General features: G+C 53.6%; 17 protein-coding genes. 9 read left to right on the forward strand and 8 right to left on the reverse strand.

The genetic code is table 11. The features are described from left to right. Window positions 1-15 precede the first annotated feature (15 nt). The 5 genes from infA to trxB all read right to left on the reverse strand — a co-directional run bounded on the left by infA (window position 16) and on the right by trxB (window position 6,046). Window positions 16-234, reverse strand: coding sequence for a translation initiation factor IF-1 (gene infA, locus ACR6JA_RS00240; protein ID WP_002211347.1), 219 nt, complete (start codon window positions 232-234; stop codon window positions 16-18). 278 nt (window positions 235-512) lie between these two features. Next, window positions 513-1,214, reverse strand: a complete 702-nt coding sequence (aat, locus tag ACR6JA_RS00245) for a leucyl/phenylalanyl-tRNA--protein transferase (RefSeq protein ID WP_494493294.1) — start codon at window positions 1,212-1,214, stop codon at window positions 513-515. A gap of 262 nt (window positions 1,215-1,476) precedes the next feature. Then, window positions 1,477-3,198: a heme ABC transporter ATP-binding protein/permease CydC gene (gene cydC / locus ACR6JA_RS00250; RefSeq protein ID WP_494493295.1), complete on the reverse strand. Its 1,722-nt coding sequence runs from the start codon at window positions 3,196-3,198 to the stop codon at window positions 1,477-1,479. Continuing rightward, on the reverse strand, window positions 3,198-4,964 hold the full coding sequence (gene cydD, locus ACR6JA_RS00255; protein WP_494493296.1) for a heme ABC transporter permease/ATP-binding protein CydD: 1,767 nt from the start codon (window positions 4,962-4,964) through the stop codon (window positions 3,198-3,200). Before cydD ends, cydC begins: the two co-directional genes overlap by 1 nt. 113 nt (window positions 4,965-5,077) lie before the next feature. Further along, a complete protein-coding gene (trxB, locus tag ACR6JA_RS00260) occupies window positions 5,078-6,046 on the reverse strand; it encodes a thioredoxin-disulfide reductase (protein WP_039291478.1) in 969 nt (322 codons plus the stop codon). 492 nt (window positions 6,047-6,538) lie between these two features. On the opposite strand from trxB, the gene lrp reads away from it, so the two are divergent. From lrp to ACR6JA_RS00305, 9 genes are all read left to right on the forward strand, one after another. Further along, complete coding sequence (gene lrp, locus ACR6JA_RS00265; protein ID WP_000228469.1) at window positions 6,539-7,033, forward strand: leucine-responsive transcriptional regulator Lrp; 495 nt, start codon at window positions 6,539-6,541, stop codon at window positions 7,031-7,033. 121 nt (window positions 7,034-7,154) lie between these two features. Continuing rightward, complete coding sequence (locus ACR6JA_RS00270; protein ID WP_494493297.1) at window positions 7,155-10,868, forward strand: DNA translocase FtsK 4TM domain-containing protein; 3,714 nt, start codon at window positions 7,155-7,157, stop codon at window positions 10,866-10,868. Between the two features lie 176 nt (window positions 10,869-11,044). Beyond that, window positions 11,045-11,656, forward strand: coding sequence for an outer membrane lipoprotein periplasmic chaperone LolA (lolA, locus tag ACR6JA_RS00275; protein ID WP_494493298.1), 612 nt, complete (start codon window positions 11,045-11,047; stop codon window positions 11,654-11,656). Window positions 11,657-11,664: 8 nt separating this feature from the next. Continuing rightward, entirely contained in the window at window positions 11,665-13,008 is a 1,344-nt protein-coding gene (locus ACR6JA_RS00280) for a replication-associated recombination protein A (protein ID WP_213715960.1), read from the forward strand. Between the two features lie 94 nt (window positions 13,009-13,102). Beyond that, window positions 13,103-14,395, forward strand: a complete 1,293-nt coding sequence (gene serS, locus ACR6JA_RS00285) for a serine--tRNA ligase (RefSeq protein ID WP_008461154.1) — start codon at window positions 13,103-13,105, stop codon at window positions 14,393-14,395. A gap of 345 nt (window positions 14,396-14,740) precedes the next feature. Then, window positions 14,741-17,182 carry a dimethylsulfoxide reductase subunit A gene (dmsA, locus tag ACR6JA_RS00290; protein WP_494493299.1) on the forward strand — a complete coding sequence of 814 codons (2,442 nt, stop codon included), beginning with the start codon at window positions 14,741-14,743 and terminating at the stop codon, window positions 17,180-17,182. A gap of 10 nt (window positions 17,183-17,192) precedes the next feature. After that, window positions 17,193-17,810, forward strand: coding sequence for a DMSO/selenate family reductase complex B subunit (locus ACR6JA_RS00295; RefSeq protein ID WP_213715958.1), 618 nt, complete (start codon window positions 17,193-17,195; stop codon window positions 17,808-17,810). Window position 17,811: 1 nt separating this feature from the next. Beyond that, window positions 17,812-18,672, forward strand: coding sequence for a dimethyl sulfoxide reductase anchor subunit family protein (locus ACR6JA_RS00300; protein WP_213715957.1), 861 nt, complete (start codon window positions 17,812-17,814; stop codon window positions 18,670-18,672). 296 nt (window positions 18,673-18,968) lie between these two features. Further along, window positions 18,969-20,117, forward strand: coding sequence for an MFS transporter (locus tag ACR6JA_RS00305; protein WP_008461162.1), 1,149 nt, complete (start codon window positions 18,969-18,971; stop codon window positions 20,115-20,117). A 131-nt stretch (window positions 20,118-20,248) separates the two neighbouring features. On the opposite strand, the gene pflA is transcribed toward ACR6JA_RS00305, so the two are convergent. From pflA to focA, 3 genes are all read right to left on the reverse strand, one after another. Next, complete coding sequence (pflA, locus tag ACR6JA_RS00310) at window positions 20,249-20,989, reverse strand: pyruvate formate lyase 1-activating protein (RefSeq protein ID WP_213715955.1); 741 nt, start codon at window positions 20,987-20,989, stop codon at window positions 20,249-20,251. Window positions 20,990-21,183: 194 nt separating this feature from the next. Further along, window positions 21,184-23,466 (reverse strand): formate C-acetyltransferase, encoded by a 2,283-nt coding sequence (gene pflB / locus ACR6JA_RS00315; protein ID WP_494493300.1) that lies wholly within the window; start codon window positions 23,464-23,466, stop codon window positions 21,184-21,186. A 50-nt stretch (window positions 23,467-23,516) separates the two neighbouring features. Further along, a complete protein-coding gene (gene focA, locus ACR6JA_RS00320) occupies window positions 23,517-24,374 on the reverse strand; it encodes a formate transporter FocA (protein WP_039301559.1) in 858 nt (285 codons plus the stop codon). Window positions 24,375-24,739: the final 365 nt, after the last annotated feature.

Below are 24,739 nucleotides of genomic sequence, written 5' to 3' on the forward strand. Positions count from 1 at the left end.
GCGGAATAAAAACTATCAACGGCTACGGAAGACAATGCGGCCTTTGCTCAGGTCGTACGGGGTCAGCTCAACGGTGACTTTGTCGCCCGTCAGAATGCGGATGTAGTTTTTGCGCATTTTACCGGAGATATGAGCGGTAACCACGTGCCCGTTTTCCAGCTCAACGCGGAACATGGTGTTAGGTAACGTATCAAGTACGGTACCCTGCATTTCAATATTGTCTTCTTTGGCCATCTAATCCTCTGGGGTATCACTACCGTAGTTTGAACCGGCAAGATAATGCCGAAGTTCGCTTATCATGTAAAGAATTGTTGGTGAAATCACCAGTGAAAGTGCATTTTGCTTATTACCCGCCGGTTAGCAGCTTGCCGCGTGGCAACGTCTGCGACGAAGAACGCAAGGAGATAAATGAGAGGGTATTCCCTTAAACAATAAATCCCAGACAACGGCGGGGTAGCAGGCAAAAGCCACTTAGCGGCGCTAATTATAACACCCTCACATAAAATGTGTTGTTAAACATTATTGCTCAGCGCCTGCGGAACCCAGCAATGAGAGCCTAAGTGCTGGAGGCGAAGTTCCGCTAATGCCTGGAGATACTCTCTACGAGGAATTTCAATCACGCCCAGAGAAGCCGTATGCTCATTTAATACCTGGCAGTCGATCAATTTACCGCCATGGCGAATAAAGTGCTGACAGAAAACCAGCAGCGCCGTTTTGGAGGCATTCACCCGGCGGCTAAACATAGATTCGCCGCAAAATAATGCTCCCTGCGCCACGCCGTACATGCCGCCTACCAGCTCTTTTCCTTCCCATACTTCAACGGAGTGGGCATGGCCTAATTCATGCAGGCGCAAATAAGCTTCTACAATGTCTGCGGTGATCCATGTGCCTTCATTTCGGTCGCTGGCGCAGCCATAGAGTACGCGCTCAAAAGCGTGGTTGAGCGTGACGGTATAAGGCGAAGTGCGATGAAAGCGCTTCATGCTGCGGCTAAGGTGAAACTGCGCCGGGTAAAGAATGGCGCGGGGATCGGGCGACCACCACAAAATAGGATCGCCGGGAGAAAACCACGGAAAGATACCTCGCTGATAGGCCATCAGCAGGCGTGCGGGGGTCAGGTCGCCGCCAAGCGCCAATAACCCATTAGGTTCACGCAACGCCCCTTCCGGCGAAGGAAAAGCAATCGAGTCACGAGACAGCTGTACCAGACGCATGACGACCAATACTCCAGAGCAAGAGAGCAATAATAAATTGATAAACCCGTCATACTTCAAGCTGCAGGCGCATTGACTGCACCTGTTATTCGTCTCATCCGTGAGCCTCACCCTGAAGGGCCGCTGCGAGCAACGTTCAAATCTGTTCCCGACAGATTTGTCACCCCAGTCACATAGTTAGCTATGTGACTGGGGACTTACGGTCTTGTCGCCTGCCTGCAACCCGAATTATTTAGGGTTATGTATAGTCTATCAGGAACGCCTACAGGCGCTGGCGAAATTGATAATAACGTCCGCCGGACGCCATTAATTCAGCGTGATTACCTTGCTCAATTATTTGCCCGTTGTCCATCACAATTATGCTGTCAAAAGCGTTCAAACCGCGCAGGCGGTGAGTGACCATCAGCACCGTTTTATCTCTGGTGACTTCAGCCAACAAATCAAGGATTTGGCGCTCTGTTTCTGCATCCAGGCCTTCGGTAGGTTCATCCAGCAGCATAAGAGGGGCGTTATGCAATATTGCCCTGGCAATCGCAAGGCGACGAAGCTCCCCGCCGGAAAGCTGACGACCACCTTCGCCAAGCCAGCTATTAAGCCCGCCGTCTTCAAGCAGTTTTTCAAGTCCTACCTGAGTCAGAGCGGTGTTGAGTTGGGCATCGCTGGCCTCTGGAGATGCCAGTAAAAGGTTATCGCGAAGCGTGGCGCTAAACAGGTGTACGCGCTGAGGGACAACGCTCGTTGCTTTGCGCAGAGAGACTTCATCAAAAGCGCTAAGGGCGATGCCGTTAAGTTGAATTTCGCCCTGCTGAGTATCCCATGCGCGGGTCAGTAATTGCAGTAAAGTGGATTTACCGCAGCCGGTTTTACCGAGGATCGCTATTCTCTGCCCGGCGCTGACGGACAGTGAAATGTCTTTCAGTGCAGACTGACTCTGGCCTGGATAAGTAAAACTCAGCTCACGAATGTCCAGAGTTGCCCGCCGTTGCTCGGGCTGCGTTGCTTCAGGAAAAATAACTTCAGGTGTCTGGCTGGTGATTTGCGTCACGCGCAGCGCGGAGGCAATGACCTGGCCAAGATGCTGAAAGGCGCCGGTAACCGGGGCCATCGCTTCAAATGCCGCCAGGGCACAAAAGACGAACAGGGCAATCAGCGCGCCGGGAGATTGGCTTTCGCCTACGCCTGCGGATGCCATCCACAGCATCGTCAGTACGGCAATACCACTGATAAGCAGCATGACAGCCTGCGACAGGGCAGTTAACCCGGCCTGGCGACGTTGCGCTTCCTGCCAGCTGTTTTCCGTGGCATCTAACTGTTCGCGCGCGCGGTTTGCTGCGCCGAAAATGGTTAATTCCGCGTGGCTTTGAAGCCAGGAGGTGAGCTGCTGGCGATAGTTACCGCGTTGAACGGTTAGCGCTTCCCCGGTTGGCTGCCCGGCGCGGTAGAACAGCGGCGGCAGAAGGAGCAGGGTCGCGAGTAAAATTCCGCCAAGCGTTAAGGCAAGGGAAACATCAAGGAAACTCAGGCCAAAAGTCACCACCAGGATAACGACAAAAGCGCCGACGAGCGGGGAGATAACCCGTAAATAAAGGTGATCGAGTGTATCGACGTCTGCCACCACGCGATTGAGCAATTCTCCCTGGCGAAAGCGCGCCAGTCCGGCAGGGGAAAGGGGCAGCAGCTTGCTAAAGGTTGAAACGCGTAAATGCTGCAGGACGCGGAAGGTAGCATCGTGGCTGGCCAGACGCTCAAAATAGCGACCCGCTGTGCGGGTGATAGCCGCCCCGCGAACGCCTGCGGCAGGCAGCATGTAGTTAAAGCTGTAGAGCCCGGCAACGCCCACTACGGCCGAGGCAGAAAGGAACCAGCCGGAGAGCGTTAACAGACCAATGCTGGCAAGCAGCGTGATAATCGCCAGAACAACGCCTAAAGACAGTAACCATTTGTGGCGGCGATAAAGCGCCAGATAAGGCAGCAATGCGCGCATTAGATCTCCTCCTGGCGACTGGCCAGTAATACAGCAAAGGGGCCTTCTTCAGCGGAAAGCTGTTCGAAGTTTCCGTGCTGAACAATCAGCCCGTTCCGCATCACCCAAATTTGATCCCAACTGCTGATGTAGTCCAGTTGGTGAGTCACCATCAGTGTGGTTTGTTTCTGGGACGCTTCCGTGAGCGCTTCCATTACACGCTGTTCGCTGTGGGCATCCAGGCTCGCGGCAGGCTCATCCAGCAATAAAACACCGCAAGGGGAGAGTAAGGCTCTGGCTACGGCCACTCGCTGTGCCTGACCCACGGATAAACGGGTAGACTGATCGCCGATTGGGGTGTCGATACCTTCTGGCAGCTGCGACAGAAACTCTGTTACCGAGGCTTTATCCAGAGCTGCTTGCAAACGAGTGCCGTCCGCTTCTGGCATCCCAAGAAGTACGTTGTCACGTAGGGTAGCCGCCGGTAGCTGCGGATTTTGCCCAACCCAACTAAGCTGTGTGCGCCACCATTCAGGTGAAAGCTGTGCCAGCTCGACGCCATTGACCAGCAACTGCCCCTGATAGGGCAGGAAGCCGGACAGGACATTCAGCAGGGAGCTTTTGCCCGCACCGCTTTGGCCTACCAGCGCCACGCGTTGCCCGGCAGGAAGCATAAAATTCAGCGGCCCGGCCAGCACTTTCCCCTCTGCGGACAGAATTGTCATCTCTCGGGCTTCAAGAGTGAATGCCCCGTTGCCCGAAAGCTGCACGGTTCCCTGCTCAGGGTGTTGCAGCGGTGCGTCGAGGAAGGTCTTCAGGGTCTCTGCCGCGCCTACGGCCTGAGCCCTGGCGTGATAGAAGGTGCCCATATCACGCAGCGGCTGGAAGAACTCAGGGGCAAGAATGAGCGTCAGGAAGCCAGCGAATAAAGTGACTCCAGCACCATAATGGCCGAAATTCAGCTCGCCAAGGTAAGAGAAGCCGAAATAGACGGCCACCACGGCGATAGATAACGAGGCGAAAAACTCCAGCACGCCGGAAGAAAGAAAGGCCATACGCAGCACTTCCATGGTGCGCTGACGAAAGTCCTGGCTTGCCGCGCGAATATTTTCAGTTTCCGCCGCGCCACGGTTAAATACACGAAGTGTTTCCATTCCGCGAAGACGATCGAGGAAATGTCCGCTGAGCCTTGCCAACGCCTGGAAATTACGGCGGTTCGCATCGGCTGCGCCCATGCCTACCAGCGCCATGAAAATGGGGATAAGCGGCGCGGTGCCAAGCAAAATGAGTGCGGCTGCCCAGTTGATCGGGAAAATGGCAATAATAATCAGCAAAGGCACCATGACCGCCAGCGACATCTGCGGCAGGTAGCGCGCGTAGTAGTCGTGCATGTCTTCTATTTGTTCAAGAACCAGCGTAGCCCAGCTACCTACTGGTTTGCCCTGAATCCAGGCAGGGCCTGCCTGATGTAACCTGTCGAGTACCTGGCGGCGAATTTCCTGGCGAATGTGCAACCCGGCGTGGAATCCGACCTTTTCGCGCAGCCACACGATCCACGCGCGCAGCACAAATACCAGAACCAGCAAAATAAACGGCATGAGCAGGGCTTCACGAGGAATATTTTCCATGATCATGTGCTGGAGAATGCGGGCGAGCAGCCAGGCCTGGGCCACAATCAGTAAACCACTGACCAAACCGAGCAGACGTGACAGGCCGAGCCAACGGCGAGAGATAATACTTTGCTGTTTTAGCCAGAGGCTAAGTTCTTGCTGACGGGTTTTATTCATCGCGTGCCAGATGCTGGTAGAAGAAGGAATTCTCAGGCAATTTTGACAGGCAATGTTACATGGCAGAAACAAGAAAGGCGACCAGCAAGGCCGCCTTTTTTAACATCTTTAGATTATTTACACTGTTCGGCCAGGCCGTCGAGATAGCGTTCGGCGTCCAGAGCGGCCATACAGCCGGTTCCGGCAGAAGTGATGGCCTGACGATAAATATGGTCCATCACATCGCCTGCGGCAAACACGCCAGGAATACTGGTCTGGGTGGCGTTGCCGTGAATGCCGGACTGCACTTTAATGTAGCCGTTTTCCAGCTCCAGTTGACCGTTGAAGATGGCGGTGTTCGGGCTATGACCGATAGCCACGAACAGACCTGCTACTTCCAGTTCTTCGGTAATATCGGTGTTTTGCGTGTCGCGCAGGCGAAGACCGCTGACGCCCATTTGATCGCCTGTGACTTCTTCCAGCGTGCGATGGGTGTGCAGCACAATGTTGCCATTTTGCACTTTATCCATCAGACGGTTAATCAGGATCTTCTCCGCGCGGAAGCTGTCGCGACGGTGGATCAAATGCACTTCTGAAGCGATATTTGCCAGATAAAGCGCTTCTTCAACTGCGGTATTCCCGCCGCCGATAACCGCGACTTTCTGGTTGCGGTAGAAGAAACCGTCACAGGTGGCGCAGGCAGAAACGCCGCGGCCTTTGAAGGCTTCTTCGGAAGGTAGGCCAAGGTAGCGTGCAGATGCGCCGGTCGCGATGATCAGCGCGTCACAGGTGTATTCGCCGCTGTCGCCCACCAAGCGGAAAGGACGGTTCTGCAGATCGACGCTGGTGATGTGGTCGAACAGAATTTCAGTTTCGAACTTAGCCGCATGCTCGTGCATACGTTCCATCAGTAACGGACCGGTCAGGTCGTTAGGATCGCCAGGCCAGTTTTCGACTTCGGTTGTGGTGGTCAGCTGACCGCCTTTTTCCATCCCGGTAATCAAAACCGGTTTTAAGTTGGCGCGTGCAGCGTAGACCGCTGCGGTATAGCCCGCAGGGCCGGAGCCAAGAATAAGCAGCTTACTGTGTTTAGCTGTGCCCATGAGATCCTCATTGAACGTTTACAGACAATGGGGGTGATTGTAGGGAATTCGTTGCATTAAAAAAAGAGTGCAGCAATGTTGTTAACGATGTGTGTCATTGATGCTGCCTATAAGCCCAATGAATATTGCCGTCATGTGCATAAATAATCATTGTAATAGCACGGTAATCACGGTGCGAAAATGATGAATAATCATCAGCCAAAAGGAATATCTGGCACGTTCCACTAAAAATAGATGTTTTGCTTTGACAATCCCCTAAGCATTTGCGAAAACATTCGAGGAAGAAAAACATTTGGTGATGTGGAAGCCGCGTGCTCTCGCGCAAACCTGATGCAAATTTACCGAGTTATTGAAATTTACGCATGACGTGGACAGACGCTATGCGTGATGTCGATAGCAGCCGCAAGGCATCGGTCTTCTCACGTACACCCTGAACATTGACGTCACCAGGGTTATGGCAGGTGAAGGAAGGAATAGAGAGAGACAATAATAATGGTAGATAGCAAGAAGCGCCCGGGCAAAGATCTCGACCGTATCGATCGCAATATTCTCAACGAATTGCAAAAGGATGGGCGCATTTCTAACGTTGAGCTTTCAAAGCGTGTTGGGCTTTCGCCGACGCCGTGCCTTGAGCGCGTTCGTCGTCTGGAACGTCAGGGTTTTATTCAGGGCTATACGGCGCTGTTAAACCCGCATTATCTGGATGCCTCGCTGCTGGTATTTGTTGAGATTACTCTGAATCGTGGCGCCCCGGATGTGTTTGAGCAATTTAACGCCGCAGTGCAGAAACTTGAAGAAATTCAAGAGTGTCATCTCGTATCCGGTGATTTCGACTACCTGTTGAAAACACGCGTGCCGGATATGTCGGCGTATCGTAAACTCTTAGGTGAGACCCTGCTGCGTCTGCCGGGCGTGAACGACACCCGTACTTATGTTGTCATGGAAGAGGTCAAACAGAGTAACCGTTTGGTCATTAAGACCCGTTAATACGGGCCAGGTGCAAAATTGGCGTATTTTGGTTACACTCCTGGGAATCCATACAGCAACAGCTCCGGCAGGCCGCCGGTGCTGTTGTCTCCATTGAGTTTAAGGACCTGGAGAGCCTTTCTTGAGCCAGGAATATACCGAAGATAAAGAAGTAACATTGCGGAAACTGAGCAGCGGGCGCCGTTTACTCGAGGCGTTGCTGATCCTTGTTGCCTTATTCGCCATCTATTTGATGGCTGCCTTGCTAAGCTTTAACCCCTCAGACCCTAGCTGGTCGCAAACCGCGTGGCATGAGCCCATCCATAATCTAGGTGGTGCGCCGGGAGCGTGGTTTGCTGATACGCTGTTCTTCATTTTTGGCGTGATGGCCTACACCATTCCGGTGATTATCATCGGGGGCTGCTGGTTCACCTGGCGCCAGCGCGACAGTGAAGAATTCATCGATTATTTTGCCGTTTCACTGCGCCTGATCGGCGTACTTGCGATGGTGCTGACCTCTTGTGGCCTGGCGGCCATCAATGCGGACGATATTTGGTACTTCGCTTCGGGCGGCGTGCTGGGTAGCTTGCTTAGCACCGCTATGATGCCGCTGTTGAACAGCAGCGGCGGCACAATTGCGCTGCTTTGCGTTTGGGCTGCTGGTCTGACGCTGTTCACCGGCTGGTCCTGGGTCAGCATTGCTGAGAAACTTGGCAGCGCGGTGCTGACCGTGCTGACTTTTGCCAGCAACCGCACCCGCCGGGATAACACCTGGCAGGATGAGGACGAATACGAAGAAGAGCATGACGAAGACGAAGCGCCGCAGGTTTCTGCTGAGAAACGCGAATCTCGGCGGGCGCGTATTTTACGCGGGGCGCTTGCGCGTAAGCAGCGCTTATCGCAGAAGTTTGCTAATCCTAATGGTCGCAAAACGGATGCGGCGTTGTTCTCCGGCAAGCGTATGGATGACGCTGAAGACGATGTGTTGTTCAGCGCTCGTGGTGTAGAAGCAGATCCGAACGATGTGCTGTTCTCCGGGCATAAAGCGACTTTGCCAGAAGATCAGGAATACGATCCGCTGTTCAGTGGACACTCTGCCGTTGAGCCTATTGCAGCGGCTGCCGCGGCAACAACCGTTCACCAGTCGTGGGCTGCACCGGTACCGCCGGTTGCTTCAATGCCTCCAGTATCAACACCGGCACCTGCCGTTGACGCTGAGCTTGCTGCCCCAGCGATTGCCTGGGAACCGGCACCGACAACGGTCACGCCAGAACCGGTTATTGCGCCTGCCCCGGATCATTACACGTCGCCGCACCCGGCAAGCATACAACAGCAGGTTGTGCCTGAGACGCATCAAAGCTGGTCTGAACCCGTTGTGCCAGTGGCTCAGCCAGCCGTTGAACCACAGTCCGTGCCTGAGCCGGTAGAAGAGGTGAAATACGTTCGCCCGCCGATGTACCACTTTGAAGAAGTGGAAGAGAAGCGAGCCCGGGAACGTGAACAGCTTGCGGCGTGGTATCAACCAGTCAATGAGCCAAAGCCTGATCCTTACAGCTATGCGCCAGTAAAACCCGCTAGCCCGGAACCGGTTCAACCTTTGATACCGACATCTGCGCCCGCTTCCACGCCGTTATTGGCACCAGAAATGCCAGTGCCGGATATAACGCAGACTGCATCTGGCATTCAGCAGGCAGTAAAAACTGGTGCTGCAGCGGCAGCATTTTCACCCGTGTTCAGTATCGCCAGCGATGCGCCACGTCCTCAGGTAAAAGAAGGTATTGGCCCTCAACTGCCACGTCCAAACCGGGTACGCGTTCCGACTCGTCGTGAACTGGCGTCCTATGGCATAAAACTGCCTTCCCAGCGAATGGCAGAAGAGCAGGCGAGACTCGCCGAGAACCAGCAGTCTGAAGACGATTACGGCGATGAAGGCGATGCGCTGCAGCAGCACGAACTGGCCCGCCAGTTTGCAGCCCAGCAACAGCAGCGCTATGGCGAAGAGTACGAAGACGAAAGCTGGTCTGAAGAACAGCAGGCCGAGGCGGAAGAGGCGGAACTTGCGCGTCAGTTTGCCTCACAGCAGCAACAGCGCTATAGCGAGCAGCCACAGCAGAATAATGCGCCGTTCTCTCTTGACGACTTTGATTTCCAGTCATCGTTGAAGGAACTGGTGGATGATACGCCGAGCGAGCCGCTGTTTACCCCGAGCTTTGAACCGGCCCCGCAGCTAGTTCAGCACAGTCAACCCGCGGCACAGCCTTCTCAATATGCTCAGGCGGCTCAGCAGCAGCCTGCTGCGCCAGAGCCAAAAGAGAGCCTGATCCACCCGTTCTTGATGCGCAACGGTGACGACCGCCCGCTTCAGAAACCGACCACGCCGCTGCCGTCGTTGGATCTACTGACTTCTCCTCCAACTGAGGTTGAACCGGTAGATACCTTTGCAATGGAGCAGATGGCGCGCCTGGTTGAAGCGCGTCTGGCGGATTACCGCATTAAAGCGGATGTAGTGGATTATTCCCCTGGCCCAGTCATTACCCGCTTCGAGCTGGATTTGGCTCCGGGTGTGAAGGCTGCCCGCATCTCTAACCTTTCCCGCGACCTGGCGCGTTCGCTCTCCACCGTCGCCGTGCGTGTGGTTGAGGTTATTCCGGGTAAACCTTACGTAGGCCTTGAGTTGCCTAACAAAAAGCGCCAGACCGTTTATCTGCGTGAAGTGCTCGACTGCGCTAAATTCCGCGACAACGGCTCTCCGTTGACCGTGGTTCTGGGTAAAGACATCGGCGGTGAGCCTGTCGTTGCAGACCTGGCGAAAATGCCTCACTTGCTGGTAGCCGGTACAACGGGATCCGGTAAGTCGGTTGGCGTAAACGCCATGATCATCAGCATGTTGTATAAAGCAACGCCGGAAGATGTTCGCTTCATTATGATCGACCCGAAAATGCTTGAGCTGTCGGTGTATGAAGGCATTCCACATCTGTTGACCGAAGTGGTTACGGATATGAAAGACGCGGCGAATGCGCTGCGCTGGAGCGTGAACGAGATGGAGCGCCGCTATAAGCTGATGTCCGCGCTGGGCGTGCGAAACCTTGCGGGCTACAATGAACGCGTGCTGGAAGCTGAGCGCATGGGGCGCCCAATCCCTGACCCGTTCTGGAAACCTGGTGACAGCATGGAAGTGAGCCACCCGATGCTGGAGAAACTGCCGTATATCGTGGTGCTGGTGGATGAATTTGCCGACCTGATGATGACGGTAGGCAAAAAAGTAGAAGAGCTGATCGCCCGCCTCGCACAGAAAGCGCGCGCCGCAGGTATTCACCTTGTCCTTGCAACCCAGCGTCCATCGGTTGACGTCATTACCGGCCTGATTAAAGCTAACATCCCAACCCGTATCGCGTTTACGGTGTCGAGCAAAATTGACTCACGCACTATCCTGGATCAGGGCGGCGCGGAATCACTGCTTGGTATGGGGGATATGCTTTATTCTGCACCAAACTCCACGACGCCGATTCGTGTGCACGGTGCCTTTGTGCGTGATGAAGAAGTGCATGCGGTGGTACAGGACTGGAAAGCACGTGGCCGTCCGCAGTACATCACCGGCATTACCGATGATGAAGGCAGCGGTGACGGCGTAGGCGGCGGGATGGACGGTGACGAAGAGCTGGATCCGCTGTTCGATCAGGCTGTCGCTTTCGTGGTAGAGAAACGCAAAGCATCCATCTCCGGCGTGCAGCGCCAGTTCCGTATCGGCTACAACCGAGCCGCGAGAATCGTGGAGCAAATGGAAGCGCAGGGGATCGTGAGCCCACAGGGGCATAACGGTAACCGAGAGGTTCTTGCGCCACCTCAGTTTGAGTAATCCGACCGAGCGCTAGTCCATTGAACAAAAAAGAGCCGCGCCTGCGGCTCTTTTTGCAAAGATGGGTAAATTACCGGAAAATCAGCTTATTCTTCTGTTGCGGTAGCCGAAGACTTCACTAGAGTGAGCAGCAGAAGCGCCATCATCAGGTGGTCAATGAATCCAGAGGGAACATAATGAAAAAAATCGTAATGACCTGCGCGCTGTTAGCTGGCCTGACCGCAACCGGAGCCTGGGCTGACGCAGCCGGGGATTTGCAGGGCCGCCTTGATAAAGTTGGCAGCTTCCACGCCAGCTTCACCCAGAAAGTCACCGATGGTAGCGGCGCTGCCGTGCAGGAAGGCCAGGGGGATCTGTGGGTTAAGCGCCCAAACCTGTTCAACTGGCACATGACTCAGCCCGATGAAAGCATTCTCGTTTCCGACGGTAAAACCCTGTGGTTCTACAACCCGTTTGTTGAGCAGGTTACGGCTACCTGGCTAAAAGACGCCACCAGCAATACGCCGTTTATGCTGATTGCCCGCAACCAGTCCAGCGACTGGAAGCAATACAACATCAAGCAAAGCGGCGATGACTTCGTGCTGACGCCAAAAAGCAGCTCGGGTAACCTGAAGCAATTCACCATCAACGTCGGCCGAGACGGCACTATCCATCAGTTCAGCGCAGTAGAGCAGGATGACCAGCGTAGCAGCTATACTTTGAAGGCTCAGCAAAACGGTGCAGTGGATGCCGGTAAGTTTACGTTCACCCCGCCAAAAGGCGTCACGGTGGACGACCAACGTAAGTAGAGGCTTGAGTGAGCAATCTGTCGCTCGATTTTTCAGAGAATACCTTCCAGCCGCTGGCCGCGCGTATGCGGCCAGAAAATCTGACACAGTACATCGGCCAGCAGCATCTGCTGGCTGATGGAAAACCGCTGCCCCGAGCCATTGAAGCAGGTCATCTGCATTCCATGATTCTTTGGGGGCCGCCGGGCACCGGTAAAACAACCCTCGCCGAAGTGATTGCTCGCTATGCCAGCGCGGATGTTGAACGTATTTCTGCGGTAACCTCAGGCGTGAAAGATATTCGTGAGGCAATAGAACGTGCGCGGCAGAACCGCAATGCCGGGCGCCGCACCATTCTTTTTGTCGACGAAGTTCACCGCTTCAACAAAAGCCAGCAGGATGCCTTCCTGCCGCATATTGAAGACGGCACCATTACTTTTATTGGTGCGACAACCGAAAACCCTTCTTTTGAGCTGAACTCGGCGCTGCTTTCCCGTGCCCGCGTGTATCTACTGAAATCACTGACCGTGGCGGATATTGAGCTGGTGCTCGATCAGGCGATGAACGATAAAGCCAGGGGCTACGGCGGGCAAAATATCATCCTGCCGGACGAAACGCGTAAAGCCATTGCCGAGCTGGTAAACGGCGATGCGCGCCGGGCGTTAAATACGCTCGAAATGATGGCGGATATGGCTGAAATTGACGCCAGCGGCAACCGGATTTTGCAAACCCAATTGCTAACGGAGATTGCTGGTGAACGCAGTGCGCGTTTCGATAATAAAGGCGATCGTTTTTACGATCTAATTTCAGCGGTACATAAATCAATTCGCGGTTCTGCCCCGGATGCCGCTCTTTACTGGTACGCGCGTATTATTAGTGCAGGTGGCGATCCGCTCTACGTTGCGCGGCGCTTACTGGCGATTGCCTCTGAAGACATTGGTAACGCGGATCCCAGAGGTATGCAGGTGGCCATTGCCGCCTGGGATTGCTTCACCCGCGTAGGGCCAGCGGAAGGGGAGAGGGCTATTGCTCAGGCGATTGTTTATCTGGCCTGCGCCCCGAAAAGTAACGCCGTTTATACCGCGTTCAAAGCTGCAATGGCGGATGCGCGCGAACGTCCCGATTATGACGTGCCCGTCCATCTGCGTAACGCCCCAACGAAATTAATGAAAGAAATGGGCTACGGCCAGGAATACCGTTACGCCCATGACGAGCCCAATGCCTATGCCGCCGGGGAAGACTATTTCCCACCTGAAATGGCGCAAACTCGCTACTATCGGCCGACCAACAGAGGTCTGGAAGGTAAGATTGGCGAAAAGCTAGCCTGGCTGACCGAGCAGGATCAGAAAAGCCCCACAAAACGCTACCGCTAATGCAGGCGTTGCGGTAAGGTTAGCAAGACTATCAAAGCGGCCGCAGGCTGTGGCCGTACTCCTATAAATTCAATTCGATAAGCACAGGATAAGCATGCTCGATCCCAATCTGCTGCGTACAGAGCCAGACGCAGTCGCTGAAAAACTGGCACGCCGGGGCTTTAAGCTGGATGTAGACACGCTGCGCTCTCTGGAAGAGCGTCGTAAAGTACTGCAGGTCAAAACGGAAAATCTGCAGGCTGAACGTAACTCGCGATCGAAATCCATCGGCCAGGCGAAAGCGCGCGGAGAAGACATTGAGCCGCTGCGCCTGCAGGTTAACCAGCTGGGCGAAGAGCTGGATGCAGCGAAAAACGAGCTTGATTCTCTGCTGGCAGAAATTCGCGATATCTCGCTGACGCTGCCAAACATTCCTGATGACTGCGTGCCATTGGGCAAAGACGACAGCGAAAACGTCGAAGTCAGCCGCTGGGGCGAACCGCGTAAATTTGATTTCGAAGTGCGCGATCACGTAACCCTGGGCGAAATGGCAAAAGGCCTGGATTTCGCTGCGGCGGTGAAACTGACCGGTTCCCGTTTTGTAGTAATGCAGGGGCAGGTGGCGCGTATGCACCGTGCGCTGAGCCAGTTTATGCTGGATCTGCACACCGAGCAGCACGGTTACATGGAAAACTATGTTCCGTATCTGGTTAACCAGGACACGCTGTACGGTACCGGCCAGCTACCTAAATTTGGCGGTGACCTGTTCCATACCCGTCCATTGGAAGAAGAAGCAGACAGCAGTAACTATGCGCTGATCCCTACCGCAGAAGTGCCGCTGACCAACCTGGTTCGCGACGAGATCATCGACGAAGATTCCCTGCCGCTGAAGCTGACTGCGCACACGCCGTGCTTCCGCTCTGAAGCTGGTTCCTATGGCCGTGATACTCGCGGGCTGATTCGTATGCACCAGTTCGATAAAGTTGAGATGGTGCAGATCGTTCGCCCTGAAGACTCTATGGACGCGCTCGAAGAGATGACCGGCCATGCGGAGAAGGTTCTGCAACTGTTGGGTCTGCCATACCGTAAAGTGCTGCTTTGCAGCGGTGATATCGGTTTCGGTGCGCGCAAAACTTACGATCTGGAAGTCTGGCTGCCGGCACAGGATACGTACCGTGAGATCTCTTCCTGCTCCAACTGCTGGGACTTCCAGGCTCGCCGCCTGCAGGCCCGCTGCCGCAGTAAAGCAGACAAGAAAACTCGCCTGGTTCACACCCTGAACGGTTCTGGTCTGGCAGTTGGCCGTACTCTGGTCGCCGTCCTGGAAAACTACCAGCAGGCTGATGGCCGCATTCAGGTACCAGAAGTGCTGCGTCCTTACATGAATGGCCTGGAATACATCGGGTAATCCGCCGTTTGTGATGCATTGAAAAAGCGCCTCAGGGCGCTTTTTTTATACCCTAATTCCGAGGTTTTACGTCAACACCGCCTTTCTTGATACCAGACAATAACCCCTACTCCCAAAGAAGTATTATTGCTCACCGGAAGCGGGTGATGATTGTTCAATTAAAACTTCCATCTAATCATCATTTGACGGCCGTGCTTCACAAGGCGTGACGCGGCCAGGTCAATCCTTCAATAAAAATAAACCGGACACCCCTTTCACCCTTTAGCTGTGCAACGGAATGTGGGCTCTCAACCCGCGTGACCGCTGTCGGCTTATTTCAACTGTGAGCAAAACAAGTAGGTCACTATGACTGATAAAACCCCTAACGCGATCCTCGCGGCAGAGGTCAGCCGTCGTAAGCTGGTCCAAACCACGGCAATCGGTGGTTTAGCTGCTGCAACTAGCGCCTTCTCACTCCCCTTCTCCCGGCTCGCTTTTGCCGCTAAAACCGTTAATCCCGGTAGCAGTGAAAAAGTGGTCTGGAGCGCCTGCACGGTGAACTGTGGCAGCCGCTGCCCGTTGCGTATGCATGTGGTGGATGGCGAAATTAAATATGTCGAAACCGATAACACCGGCAATGACGATTATGAAGGTTTACACCAGGTTCGGGCCTGCCTGCGTGGTCGCTCTATGCGCCGACGGGTCTATAATGCTGATCGCCTGAAATACCCGATGAAACGCGTTGGCGCGCGTGGCGAAGGGAAGTTCGAGCGCATTAGCTGGGATGAAGCGTTTGATACCATTGCCCACAGCATGCAGAGCATCATTAAAGAGCATGGTAACGAAGCTATTTATCTGAACTACGGTACCGGTACGCTGGGTGGCACCATGACGCGTTCCTGGCCGCCGGGTTCTACGCTGATTGCTCGCCTGATGAACTGCTGCGGGGGCTACCTCAATCATTACGGGGACTATTCCACCGCACAGATTGCCGCCGGTCTGAATTATACCTACGGCGGCTGGGCGGACGGCAACAGCCCATCCGATATTGAAAACAGCAAGCTGGTGGTGCTGTTCGGCAATAATCCGGGCGAAACGAGGATGAGCGGTGGCGGGGTAACTTATTACCTCGAGCAGGCTCGCCAAAAGTCCAATGCCCGAATGATCATTATTGACCCACGTTACACCGACACCGGCGCAGGCCGGGAAGACGAGTGGATCCCTATTCGCCCTGGCACGGATGCGGCGCTGATTTCCGCGCTGGCGTGGGTCATGATTGACGAAAACCTCGTAGATCAGGCCTTTCTGGACAAATATTGCGTTGGCTATGATGAAAAAACGCTTCCGGCTGGCGCGCCGCGCAATGGCCACTACAAAGCTTACATCCTCGGTCAGGGGGCTGACGGCGTTGCCAAGACGCCTGAATGGGCTTCGCAGATAACCGGTATTCCGACCGATCGTATTATCAAACTTGCCCGGGAAATTGGCAGTGCTAAACCGGCCTTTATCAGCCAGGGGTGGGGGCCGCAGCGTCACTCTAACGGCGAGCTGGTTTCCCGTGCAATCGCCATGCTTTCTATCCTGACCGGTAACGTCGGTATTCACGGGGGCAACAGCGGGGCGCGTGAAGGTTCTTATAGCCTGCCGTTCGTGCGAATGCTTACGCTGGAAAACCCGGTTCAAACCAGTATTTCCATGTTTATGTGGACCGATGCCATCGAACGCGGCGCGGAGATGACAGCCACCCGCGACGGCGTGCGTGGTAAAGAGAAACTGGATGTACCGATTAAAATGGTCTGGAACTATGCCGGGAATTGCCTGATTAACCAGCATTCTCAGATCAACCGCACGCACGACATTCTGCAGGATGATAAAAAATGCGAAATGATCGTGGTAATCGACAACCATATGACGTCCTCTGCGAAATACGCCGATATTCTTCTGCCGGATTGCACGGCCTCTGAGCAGATGGATTTCTGCCTCGATGCTTCCTGCGGCAACATGTCTTATGTGATTTTTGCTGAACAGGCCATCAAGCCGCGTTTTGAATGCAAAACCATCTATGAAATGACCACCGAACTGGCGAAGCGTATGGGTGTGGAGCAGCGTTTCACGGAAGGACGGACGCAGGAAGGCTGGATGCGTCACCTGTACGCTCAATCTCAGGAAGCGATCCCTGAGCTGCCGAGCTTTGATGAGTTCCGCCAATTGGGGATGTTTAAAAAGCGTGACCCGGAAGGGCATCACGTCGCCTACAAAGCCTTCCGTGAAGATCCCCATGCCAACCCATTAACGACGCCGTCAGGGAAAATTGAGATCTATTCCGCTCAGCTTGCGGATATTGCCGCCACCTGGGAACTGCCGGAAGGGGATGTCATCGACCCGTTGCCGGTGTATAGCGCTGGTTTTGAGAACGTCGGCGATCCGCTGGCGGAAAAATGGCCGCTGCAGCTAACCGGCTTCCATTACAAAGCGCGGACGCACTCGACCTATGGCAACGTTGACGTGCTGAAGGCTGCCTGTCGCCAGGAGATGTGGATCAACCCGCTTGATGCAAAGCAGCGCGGCATCGCCAATGGTGATGAAGTCCGTATTTTTAACGACCGCGGGGAAGTCCGCATTAGCGCCAAAGTCACGCCACGCATCATTCCTGGCGTTGTCGCCTTAGGGGAAGGCGCCTGGTATAGCCCCGATGCCAATAAAGTCGACCGCGGGGGCAGCATCAATGTGCTGACCACCCAGCGCCCGTCACCGCTGGCAAAAGGCAATCCATCCCACAGTAACCTGGTCCAGGTTGAAAAGGCGTAAGGAGCAGTAAATGACAACCCAATATGGCTTTTATATCGACTCCAGTCGCTGCACAGGCTGCAAAACCTGCGAACTGGCGTGCAAGGATTTTAAGAACCTGAGTCCGGAAGTTAGCTATCGCCGCATTTATGAATATGCGGGCGGTAACTGGCAGGAAGATAACGGTGTTTTTCATCAGGATGTATTTGCTTATTACCTCTCTATTTCCTGTAACCACTGTGAAGATCCGGCCTGTACTAAGGTCTGTCCGAGCGGTGCCATGCACAAGCGCGAAGATGGGTTTGTGGTGGTGAACGAAGAGGTTTGTATCGGCTGCCGCTACTGCCATATGGCGTGTCCGTACGGTGCGCCGCAGTACAACGAAGAGAAAGGCCACATGACCAAGTGTGACGGCTGTTATGAGCGCGTTGCCGAGGGGAAAAAGCCGATTTGTGTGGAATCCTGCCCGTTGCGAGCGCTGGATTTAGCGCCTGTCGACGAATTACGCCAAAAGTACGGGACTCAGGCCGCCATTGCGCCGCTGCCTGCATCGCACTTCACAAAACCAAATATCGTGATTAAACCTAACGCCAACAGCCGCCCAAGTGGGGATACCAGCGGTTATCTGGCCAACCCGAAGGAGGTGTGAGATGGGAAACGGATGGCATGAATGGCCACTGATGGTCTTTACGGTGTTAGGCCAGTGCGTTGCAGGCGGGTTTATCGTTATGGCCTTGGCGCTGTTGTATGGTGTGAAGGACAAGGCGGTTCGCAAGCGCGCCGAATTGCTGATGGTGGTGCTGTGGATCCTGATGGGCATCGGCTTTATTGCCTCAATTCTGCATCTCGGGTCGCCGCTGCGAGCGTTCAACTCCCTTAATCGCCTCGGCAGTTCAGCGCTAAGCAATGAAATTGCCAGCGGCTCGGTATTTTTTGCGGTGGGCGGTTTCTGGTGGCTTTTTACCGTGCTCGGAAAAATGCCCCAGGCGCTTGGTAAAAGCTGGGCCGTGCTGACCATGATTTTGGGCGTGGTATTTGTCTGGATGATGAGTCGGGTTTACCTGATCGACACGGTCCCGACTTGGTTTAGCGTCTGGACGCCGCTGAGCTTCTTCCTGACGATGTTTATCGGTGGTCCACTGCTGGGCTATTTGCTGCTTTCTGCAGCCGGGGTTAGCGGTTGGGGGATGCGTATATTGCCTGTCGTCTCGCTGCTTGCCTTGCTGGTTAGCATGGTTGTTGTGCTGATGCAGGGAATGGAACTGGCTACGCTGCATAACTCTATTCAACAGGCATCTGCGCTGGTGCCGGAGTACGGTTTGCTGATGGCCGGGCGGATGGTTCTGCTGGTGATTGCTCTGGTCGGCTGGATTGCACCGCAGCTGAAAGGCTATCGACCTGGCGTCGGTTGGCTGACGCTGGCGATGGTCTTGATGATTGCAGGTGAACTTATCGGTCGCGGCGTTTTCTACGGGTTGCATATGACGGTTGGTATGGCGATAGCGAGCTAACATTTCATCGAGTTATAAGCGCGCCTGAGGGCGCGCTTTTTAATCTTCTCGCATAAGAAAATTTCACCTGAATATCCATGAAATTTTTGATTGCTCATTTTGACCTGCTTCCCGCTATATCGCATCAAAAACAGCGAGATACAATTTACGTGACTCCGGTCACTTATTAGCAGGATAAGTTTTTCAAATCGTACCCGCTCAAACCCTACATACCCCCCATTATTGCTGGATTGACAATCAATTTACCGGTGGCATGATGCGCACAAATTTCCTGATTTCCTCACGGTTTGATACCCATGACCACCTATACCCGTCCCGTATTGCTCCTGCTTTGCGGGCTTTTGCTGCTGACTCTGGCGATGGCGGTTTTAAACACGCTTGTCCCGCTTTGGCTGGCTCACGATAATCTTCCTACCTGGCAGGTCGGGATGGTGGGCTCCGCCTACTTTACCGGCAACCTGGTCGGGACATTGATTACCGGATGGGTGATTAAGCGTCACGGGTTTAACCGTAGCTACTATCTTGCCTCCATTATCTTTGCCGTGGGCTGTATTGGCCTCGGGCTGATGGTTGGTTTCTGGAGCTGGATGGTCTGGCGCTTTGTGGCCGGCGTGGGCTGCGCCATGATTTGGGTTGTGGTTGAAAGCGCCCTGATGTGCAGCGGGACTTCCCGCAACCGTGGCCGTCTGCTGGCGGCTTATATGACCGTTTACTACATCGGGATGGTGGTCGGCCAACTGATGGTCAGCAAGCTTTCTACTGAGCTGATGAACGTTCTGCCCTGGGCTACCGCGCTGGTGCTGGCCGCTATTCTACCATTGCTGTTTACCCATATCGTGAGCGACGGGGATGAGCATCGGGATAACACTCCGGTCTGGCCGATGCTGCGTCTGCGTCAGGCTCGACTGGGCGTGAACGGCTGCATTATGTCAGGTATCGTACTCGGCTCTCTCTATGGTCTGATGCCGTTGTATTTGAACCATCAGGGCGTGAGTGACTCCGGTATTGGCTTCTGGATGGCGCTGATGATCAGCGCGGGTATTGTTGGTCAGTGGCCTATGGGGCGTCTGGCGGACAAATATGGCCGTCTTCTGGTGCTGCGTGTGCAGGTGTTTGTGGTGATTCTCGGCTGTCTGGCGATGCTCAGCAACGCCGCCATGGGGCCTGCGCTATTCGTTCTGGGGGCTTTTGGTTTCACGCTCTACCCGGTGGCTATGGCCTGGGCTTGCGAAAGGATTGAGCGTCATCAGTTGGTGGCGATGAATCAGGCGCTGTTGCTGAGCTACACCATCGGGAGCTTAATTGGGCCGACAGTGACTGCGCTGCTGATGCAAAACTACTCTGATAACGTGCTGTTTATCATGATGGCCGCCGTCTCATTTGTTTACCTGATGATGCTGCTGCGCAAGGCGGGCCATCATCCAACACCGGTGGCTCACGCTTAATCAGCTTGCCGCGTCTATAGACCCGATCTCATGGGCGTTTGTGACTGGTTGAGTTATGTGAGGCCCTGCTGAGAAGTGAGCGAGCCGGAAGAAAAATATACGTGCTCCCACTGAGGGGAGCACGGTTCGAATCAGTACATCACTTTATGGCCGTACTGCTCCAGAATACCTTTCACCCGCTCCATCGTTTCCTTCTTCGGCGGATGCACGCCATCCAGCTTGTATTCTTCGCCCATCGCCACCCACTTGTGTTTGCCCAGCTCGTGGTACGGCAGCAGCTCGATTTTTTCAACGTTGCCCATATCGCGGGTAAATTCCCCGAGTCGATGTGCAGAGTCGTCATCGTCAGACCAGCCCGGTACAACAACGTAGCGGATCCACACTTTAATGTCTTTTTTCGACAGATATTGCGCAAATTCAAGCGTGCGGTGGTTTGACACGCCCACCAGGTTTTGGTGGATTTCGTCGTTCATTTGCTTGAGATCGAGCATCACCAGATCGGTGACCTCCAGCAGCTCATCAATCACCGGATCGTAGCGGCGAACAAAGCCGTTGGTGTCCAGGCAGGTATGAATCCCTTCTTTGTGACAGGCGCGGAACCAGTCACGTACGAACTCGGCCTGCAGAATAGCTTCGCCGCCGGATGCGGTAACGCCGCCGCCCGAGGCATTCATGAAGTGGCGATAGGTAACAACTTCTTTCATCAGTTCTTCTACTGTCACTTCTTTGCCACCGTGGGTGTCCCAGGTGTCGCGGTTGTGGCAGTAAAGGCAGCGCATCAGGCAGCCCTGAAAGAAGGTGATAAAACGAATACCGGGGCCGTCCACGGTACCGCAGGATTCAAAAGAGTGAATTCGTCCGATTGCTGACATTGCGGTGATCTCTCCAGATGTGGCCCGTCCAGGGCCTGTGTCGTGCACAGCTCAAGCCGGCTGTGTTAAGTCTGTTTTGACAGATACCCAGAGTATAGATAGCTGGCAAAGCAGGCTGAGGGTAGGGAGGTGAGTAAAAAGGCCCCACGGGAGTGGAGCCTTTATATAGTACGCTTCTTCAGTCTGACAAGGAATTAGATGGACTGAGTGAAGGTACGGGTAATAACGTCCTGCTGCTGCTCTTTAGTCAGCGAGTTGAAACGAACGGCATAACCGGATACGCGAATGGTCAGCTGAGGATATTTCTCAGGGTTTTCCATCGCATCCAGCAGCATTTCACGGTTCATTACGTTGACGTTCAGGTGCTGACCACCTTCGATATTTGCTTCGTGGTGGAAGTAACCATCCATCAGACCTGCAAGGTTGGTTTTACGCACGTCATCGTCTTTACCCAGCGCGTTTGGCACGATGGAGAAGGTATAAGAGATACCATCTTTCGCGTAGGCAAACGGCAGTTTAGCGACGGAGGTCAGAGAGGCAACGGCACCTTTCTGGTCACGACCGTGCATTGGGTTAGCACCTGGGCCGAACGGAGTACCTGCACGACGACCGTCTGGGGTGTTACCGGTTTTCTTACCATAAACCACGTTAGAGGTGATGGTCAGAACAGACTGGGTCGCGATAGCGCCACGGTAGGTGGTCAGTTTCTGAATTTTCTTCATGAAACGTTCTACCAGGTCAACGGCGATGTCATCTACGCGAGGATCGTTGTTACCGAACTGTGGATATTCACCTTCGATTTCGAAGTCGATAGCCAGACCGTCTTCGTCGCGGATAGGTTTCACTTTCGCATATTTGATTGCAGACAGGGAGTCAGCCGCAACGGACAGGCCAGCGATACCACAAGCCATGGTGCGAACAACGTCACGGTCGTGCAGAGCCATCAGAGACGCTTCGTAGCTGTATTTATCATGCATGTAGTGAATGATGTTCAGCGCGGTAACGTACTGTTTAGCCAGCCAGTCCATGAAGTGATCCAGACGATCCAACACATTGTTGTAGTCCAGAACATCGGCAGTGATTGGTGCTTCTTTAGGACCAACCTGCATTTTCAGTTTTTCATCGATGCCGCCGTTGATAGCGTACAGCATGGTTTTCGCCAGGTTTGCACGAGCACCGAAGAACTGCATTTGCTTACCAACGATCATCGGGCTTACGCAGCATGCGATAGCGTAGTCATCGTTGTTGAAGTCAGGACGCATCAGATCGTCATTCTCGTACTGCAGAGAAGAGGTATCGATGGAGACTTTAGCCGCGTATTTTTTGAAGTTCAGTGGCAGTTTTTCAGACCACAGAATGGTGATGTTTGGCTCCGGAGAAGGCCCCATGGTGTACAGGGTGTTCAGGAAGCGGAAGCTGTTTTTGGTCACCAGAGTACGGCCATCAACGCCCATACCGCCGATAGATTCCGTTGCCCAGATTGGGTCGCCGGAGAACAGCTCATCATATTCAGGGGTACGCAGGAAGCGAACCATACGCAGTTTCATGACCAGGTGGTCAATCATTTCCTGAGCGTCTTGCTCGTTAATTTTGCCTGCTTTGATGTCGCGCTCGATGTAAGCATCCAGGAAGGTGGATACGCGACCGAAGGACATTGCAGCGCCGTTCTGAGATTTAACCGCAGCCAGGTAGCCGAAGTAAGTCCACTGAATAGCTTCCTGAGCGTTGGTAGCAGGACCGGAGATGTCGTAGCCATATTTGGCGGCCATCTCTTTGATCTGACCCAGCGCGCGGTGCTGTTCGGAGATTTCTTCACGCAGACGGATAGTCGCTTCCAGATCTTCACCGTTTTCCAGTTTGGTTTGCAGTGAGTTGAACTGAGCGAATTTGTCTTTCATCAGGTAGTCGATACCGTACAGCGCAACGCGACGGTAGTCACCGATGATACGCCCACGGCCATAGGCATCCGGTAGACCGGTAATAACACCGGATTTACGGCAGTTCAGGATGTCTTTGGTGTAAACGTCAAACACGCCCTGGTTGTGGGTTTTGCGGTATTCGGTGAAGATCTTTTTCAGCATTGGGTCGAGTTCGCGACCGTATACTTTGCAAGAACCTTCGACCATTTTGATGCCGCCGAAAGGAATGATGGCGCGTTTCAGAGGAGCATCGGTCTGCAGACCCACGATAGTTTCGAGGGACTTGTTGATGTAGCCCGCATCGTGAGCGGTGATGGTAGACGCGAGGTCGGTATCGAAGTCAACTGGTGCGTGAGTGCTGTTTTCCAGTTTGATGCCTTCCATCACGCTGTCCCACAGTTTGGTAGTTGCGTCGGTAGCACCTGCCAGGAAGGACTCGTCACCCTCGTACGGGGTGTAGTTTTTCTGAATAAAGTCACGGACGTTAACTTCATTCTGCCAGTCGCCTTTAGCAAAACCTTCCCAGGCTGTGGCTAACTTTTCATTTTGCTCGGACATGTAACACCTACCTTTAATGTGGAGTTCTTAAACCTGCGTACTGACGTAGCTTAGTGCTTGTCGCCACCGCGCAGATAAATTACCCAGTATGTCAACCCAACCAGTAAACCTCCGCCGATGATGTTTCCGATGGTGACTGGAATCAGGTTATCGGTGATGAAGTTCAGCACGGTCAGATGCGAGAAACTTTCCGGAGAAGACCCTACGGCAGTCCAGAATTCCGGGCTGGCAAAGTCACGAACCACGATAGCCATCGGGATCATGAACATATTTGCGATGCTGTGCTCAAAGCCGCTGGCAACAAACATGGCAACCGGAAGGATCATAGCAAACATTTTGTCCATCAGGCTGCGGCCGGAGTAGCTCATCCAGACGGCGAGACACACCATCAGGTTTGCCAGAATGCCAAGGCAGACGGCCTCAACAAACGTGTGGTGCATTTTATGATCTGCGGTTTGCAGGACATTCAGTCCCCATGCGCCGTTGGCGGTCATATACATGCCGGACAGCCAGATCAGCAGTACAAAGAGTAGAGCACCGATCAGGTTACCGATGTAGACGTTAGCCCAGTTACGCAGTAGCTGGCCCCAAGTGATACGGCCGCTGGCTTTGGCTACGACGATAAGCACGGTGGAGGTGAAAAGGTCAGCACCGCAGATAACGCAAAGAATTAAACCCAGTGAGAAGCATGTGCCGCCAATCAGCTTGGCAATCCCAAACGGAATCGTGGATGTGCCTGTGGTGGCGGTGATGTAGAACACGAAGGCAATCGAAATGAAGACGCCGGCGGTAATCGCTAAGTAAAAGGTCGTTAGCGGTTGTTTTGTTGCTTTATAGACGCCAGCATCTTCGGCAATTTTTGCCATCGCTGGTGGAAGTACTAGATCAAAAGGGTTGTCAGCTTTCACACTAACTCTCTCTTATTTAATTCGGCGAGGAGATACTAACAAAGCATTATAGAGTAAAAATTGATGTGGATCATATCTCGCCAAGCTAATAGGCACTGAAAAAGCAGGTGTTTACCTGTTTTTCATCTTATTTTATTGATTGTAAACGAAAAAATAAATTTTAATAATTATAGATAAAATTGAATTAAGCATCCCCCTTACGCGAAATTGGTTAATTATAATGGGGTATTTTTATATTTTGATAACATTATCGCCGCAGCCAAAAAATAACCATTTACCTGAGGTTAACCAAAAAATTACATAATAAATTATTATTGTTTTAATAATAAAAAGGGGCGCAAAAAAGCGCCCCGTAATATAGCTCA

Source organism: Cedecea sp. B1(4), assembly GCF_059414925.1.

Coding starts and splice junctions, on each gene's coding strand:
- infA (WP_002211347.1), bottom strand. CDS start 234: ATGGCCAAAGAAGACAATATTGAAATGCAGGGTACCGTACTTGATACG.
- aat (WP_494493294.1), bottom strand. CDS start 1,214: ATGCGTCTGGTACAGCTGTCTCGTGACTCGATTGCTTTTCCTTCGCCG.
- cydC (WP_494493295.1), bottom strand. CDS start 3,198: ATGCGCGCATTGCTGCCTTATCTGGCGCTTTATCGCCGCCACAAATGG.
- cydD (WP_494493296.1), bottom strand. CDS start 4,964: ATGAATAAAACCCGTCAGCAAGAACTTAGCCTCTGGCTAAAACAGCAA.
- trxB (WP_039291478.1), bottom strand. CDS start 6,046: ATGGGCACAGCTAAACACAGTAAGCTGCTTATTCTTGGCTCCGGCCCT.
- lrp (WP_000228469.1), top strand. CDS start 6,539: ATGGTAGATAGCAAGAAGCGCCCGGGCAAAGATCTCGACCGTATCGAT.
- lolA (WP_494493298.1), top strand. CDS start 11,045: ATGAAAAAAATCGTAATGACCTGCGCGCTGTTAGCTGGCCTGACCGCA.
- serS (WP_008461154.1), top strand. CDS start 13,103: ATGCTCGATCCCAATCTGCTGCGTACAGAGCCAGACGCAGTCGCTGAA.
- dmsA (WP_494493299.1), top strand. CDS start 14,741: ATGACTGATAAAACCCCTAACGCGATCCTCGCGGCAGAGGTCAGCCGT.
- ACR6JA_RS00295 (WP_213715958.1), top strand. CDS start 17,193: ATGACAACCCAATATGGCTTTTATATCGACTCCAGTCGCTGCACAGGC.
- ACR6JA_RS00300 (WP_213715957.1), top strand. CDS start 17,812: ATGGGAAACGGATGGCATGAATGGCCACTGATGGTCTTTACGGTGTTA.
- ACR6JA_RS00305 (WP_008461162.1), top strand. CDS start 18,969: ATGACCACCTATACCCGTCCCGTATTGCTCCTGCTTTGCGGGCTTTTG.
- pflA (WP_213715955.1), bottom strand. CDS start 20,989: ATGTCAGCAATCGGACGAATTCACTCTTTTGAATCCTGCGGTACCGTG.
- pflB (WP_494493300.1), bottom strand. CDS start 23,466: ATGTCCGAGCAAAATGAAAAGTTAGCCACAGCCTGGGAAGGTTTTGCT.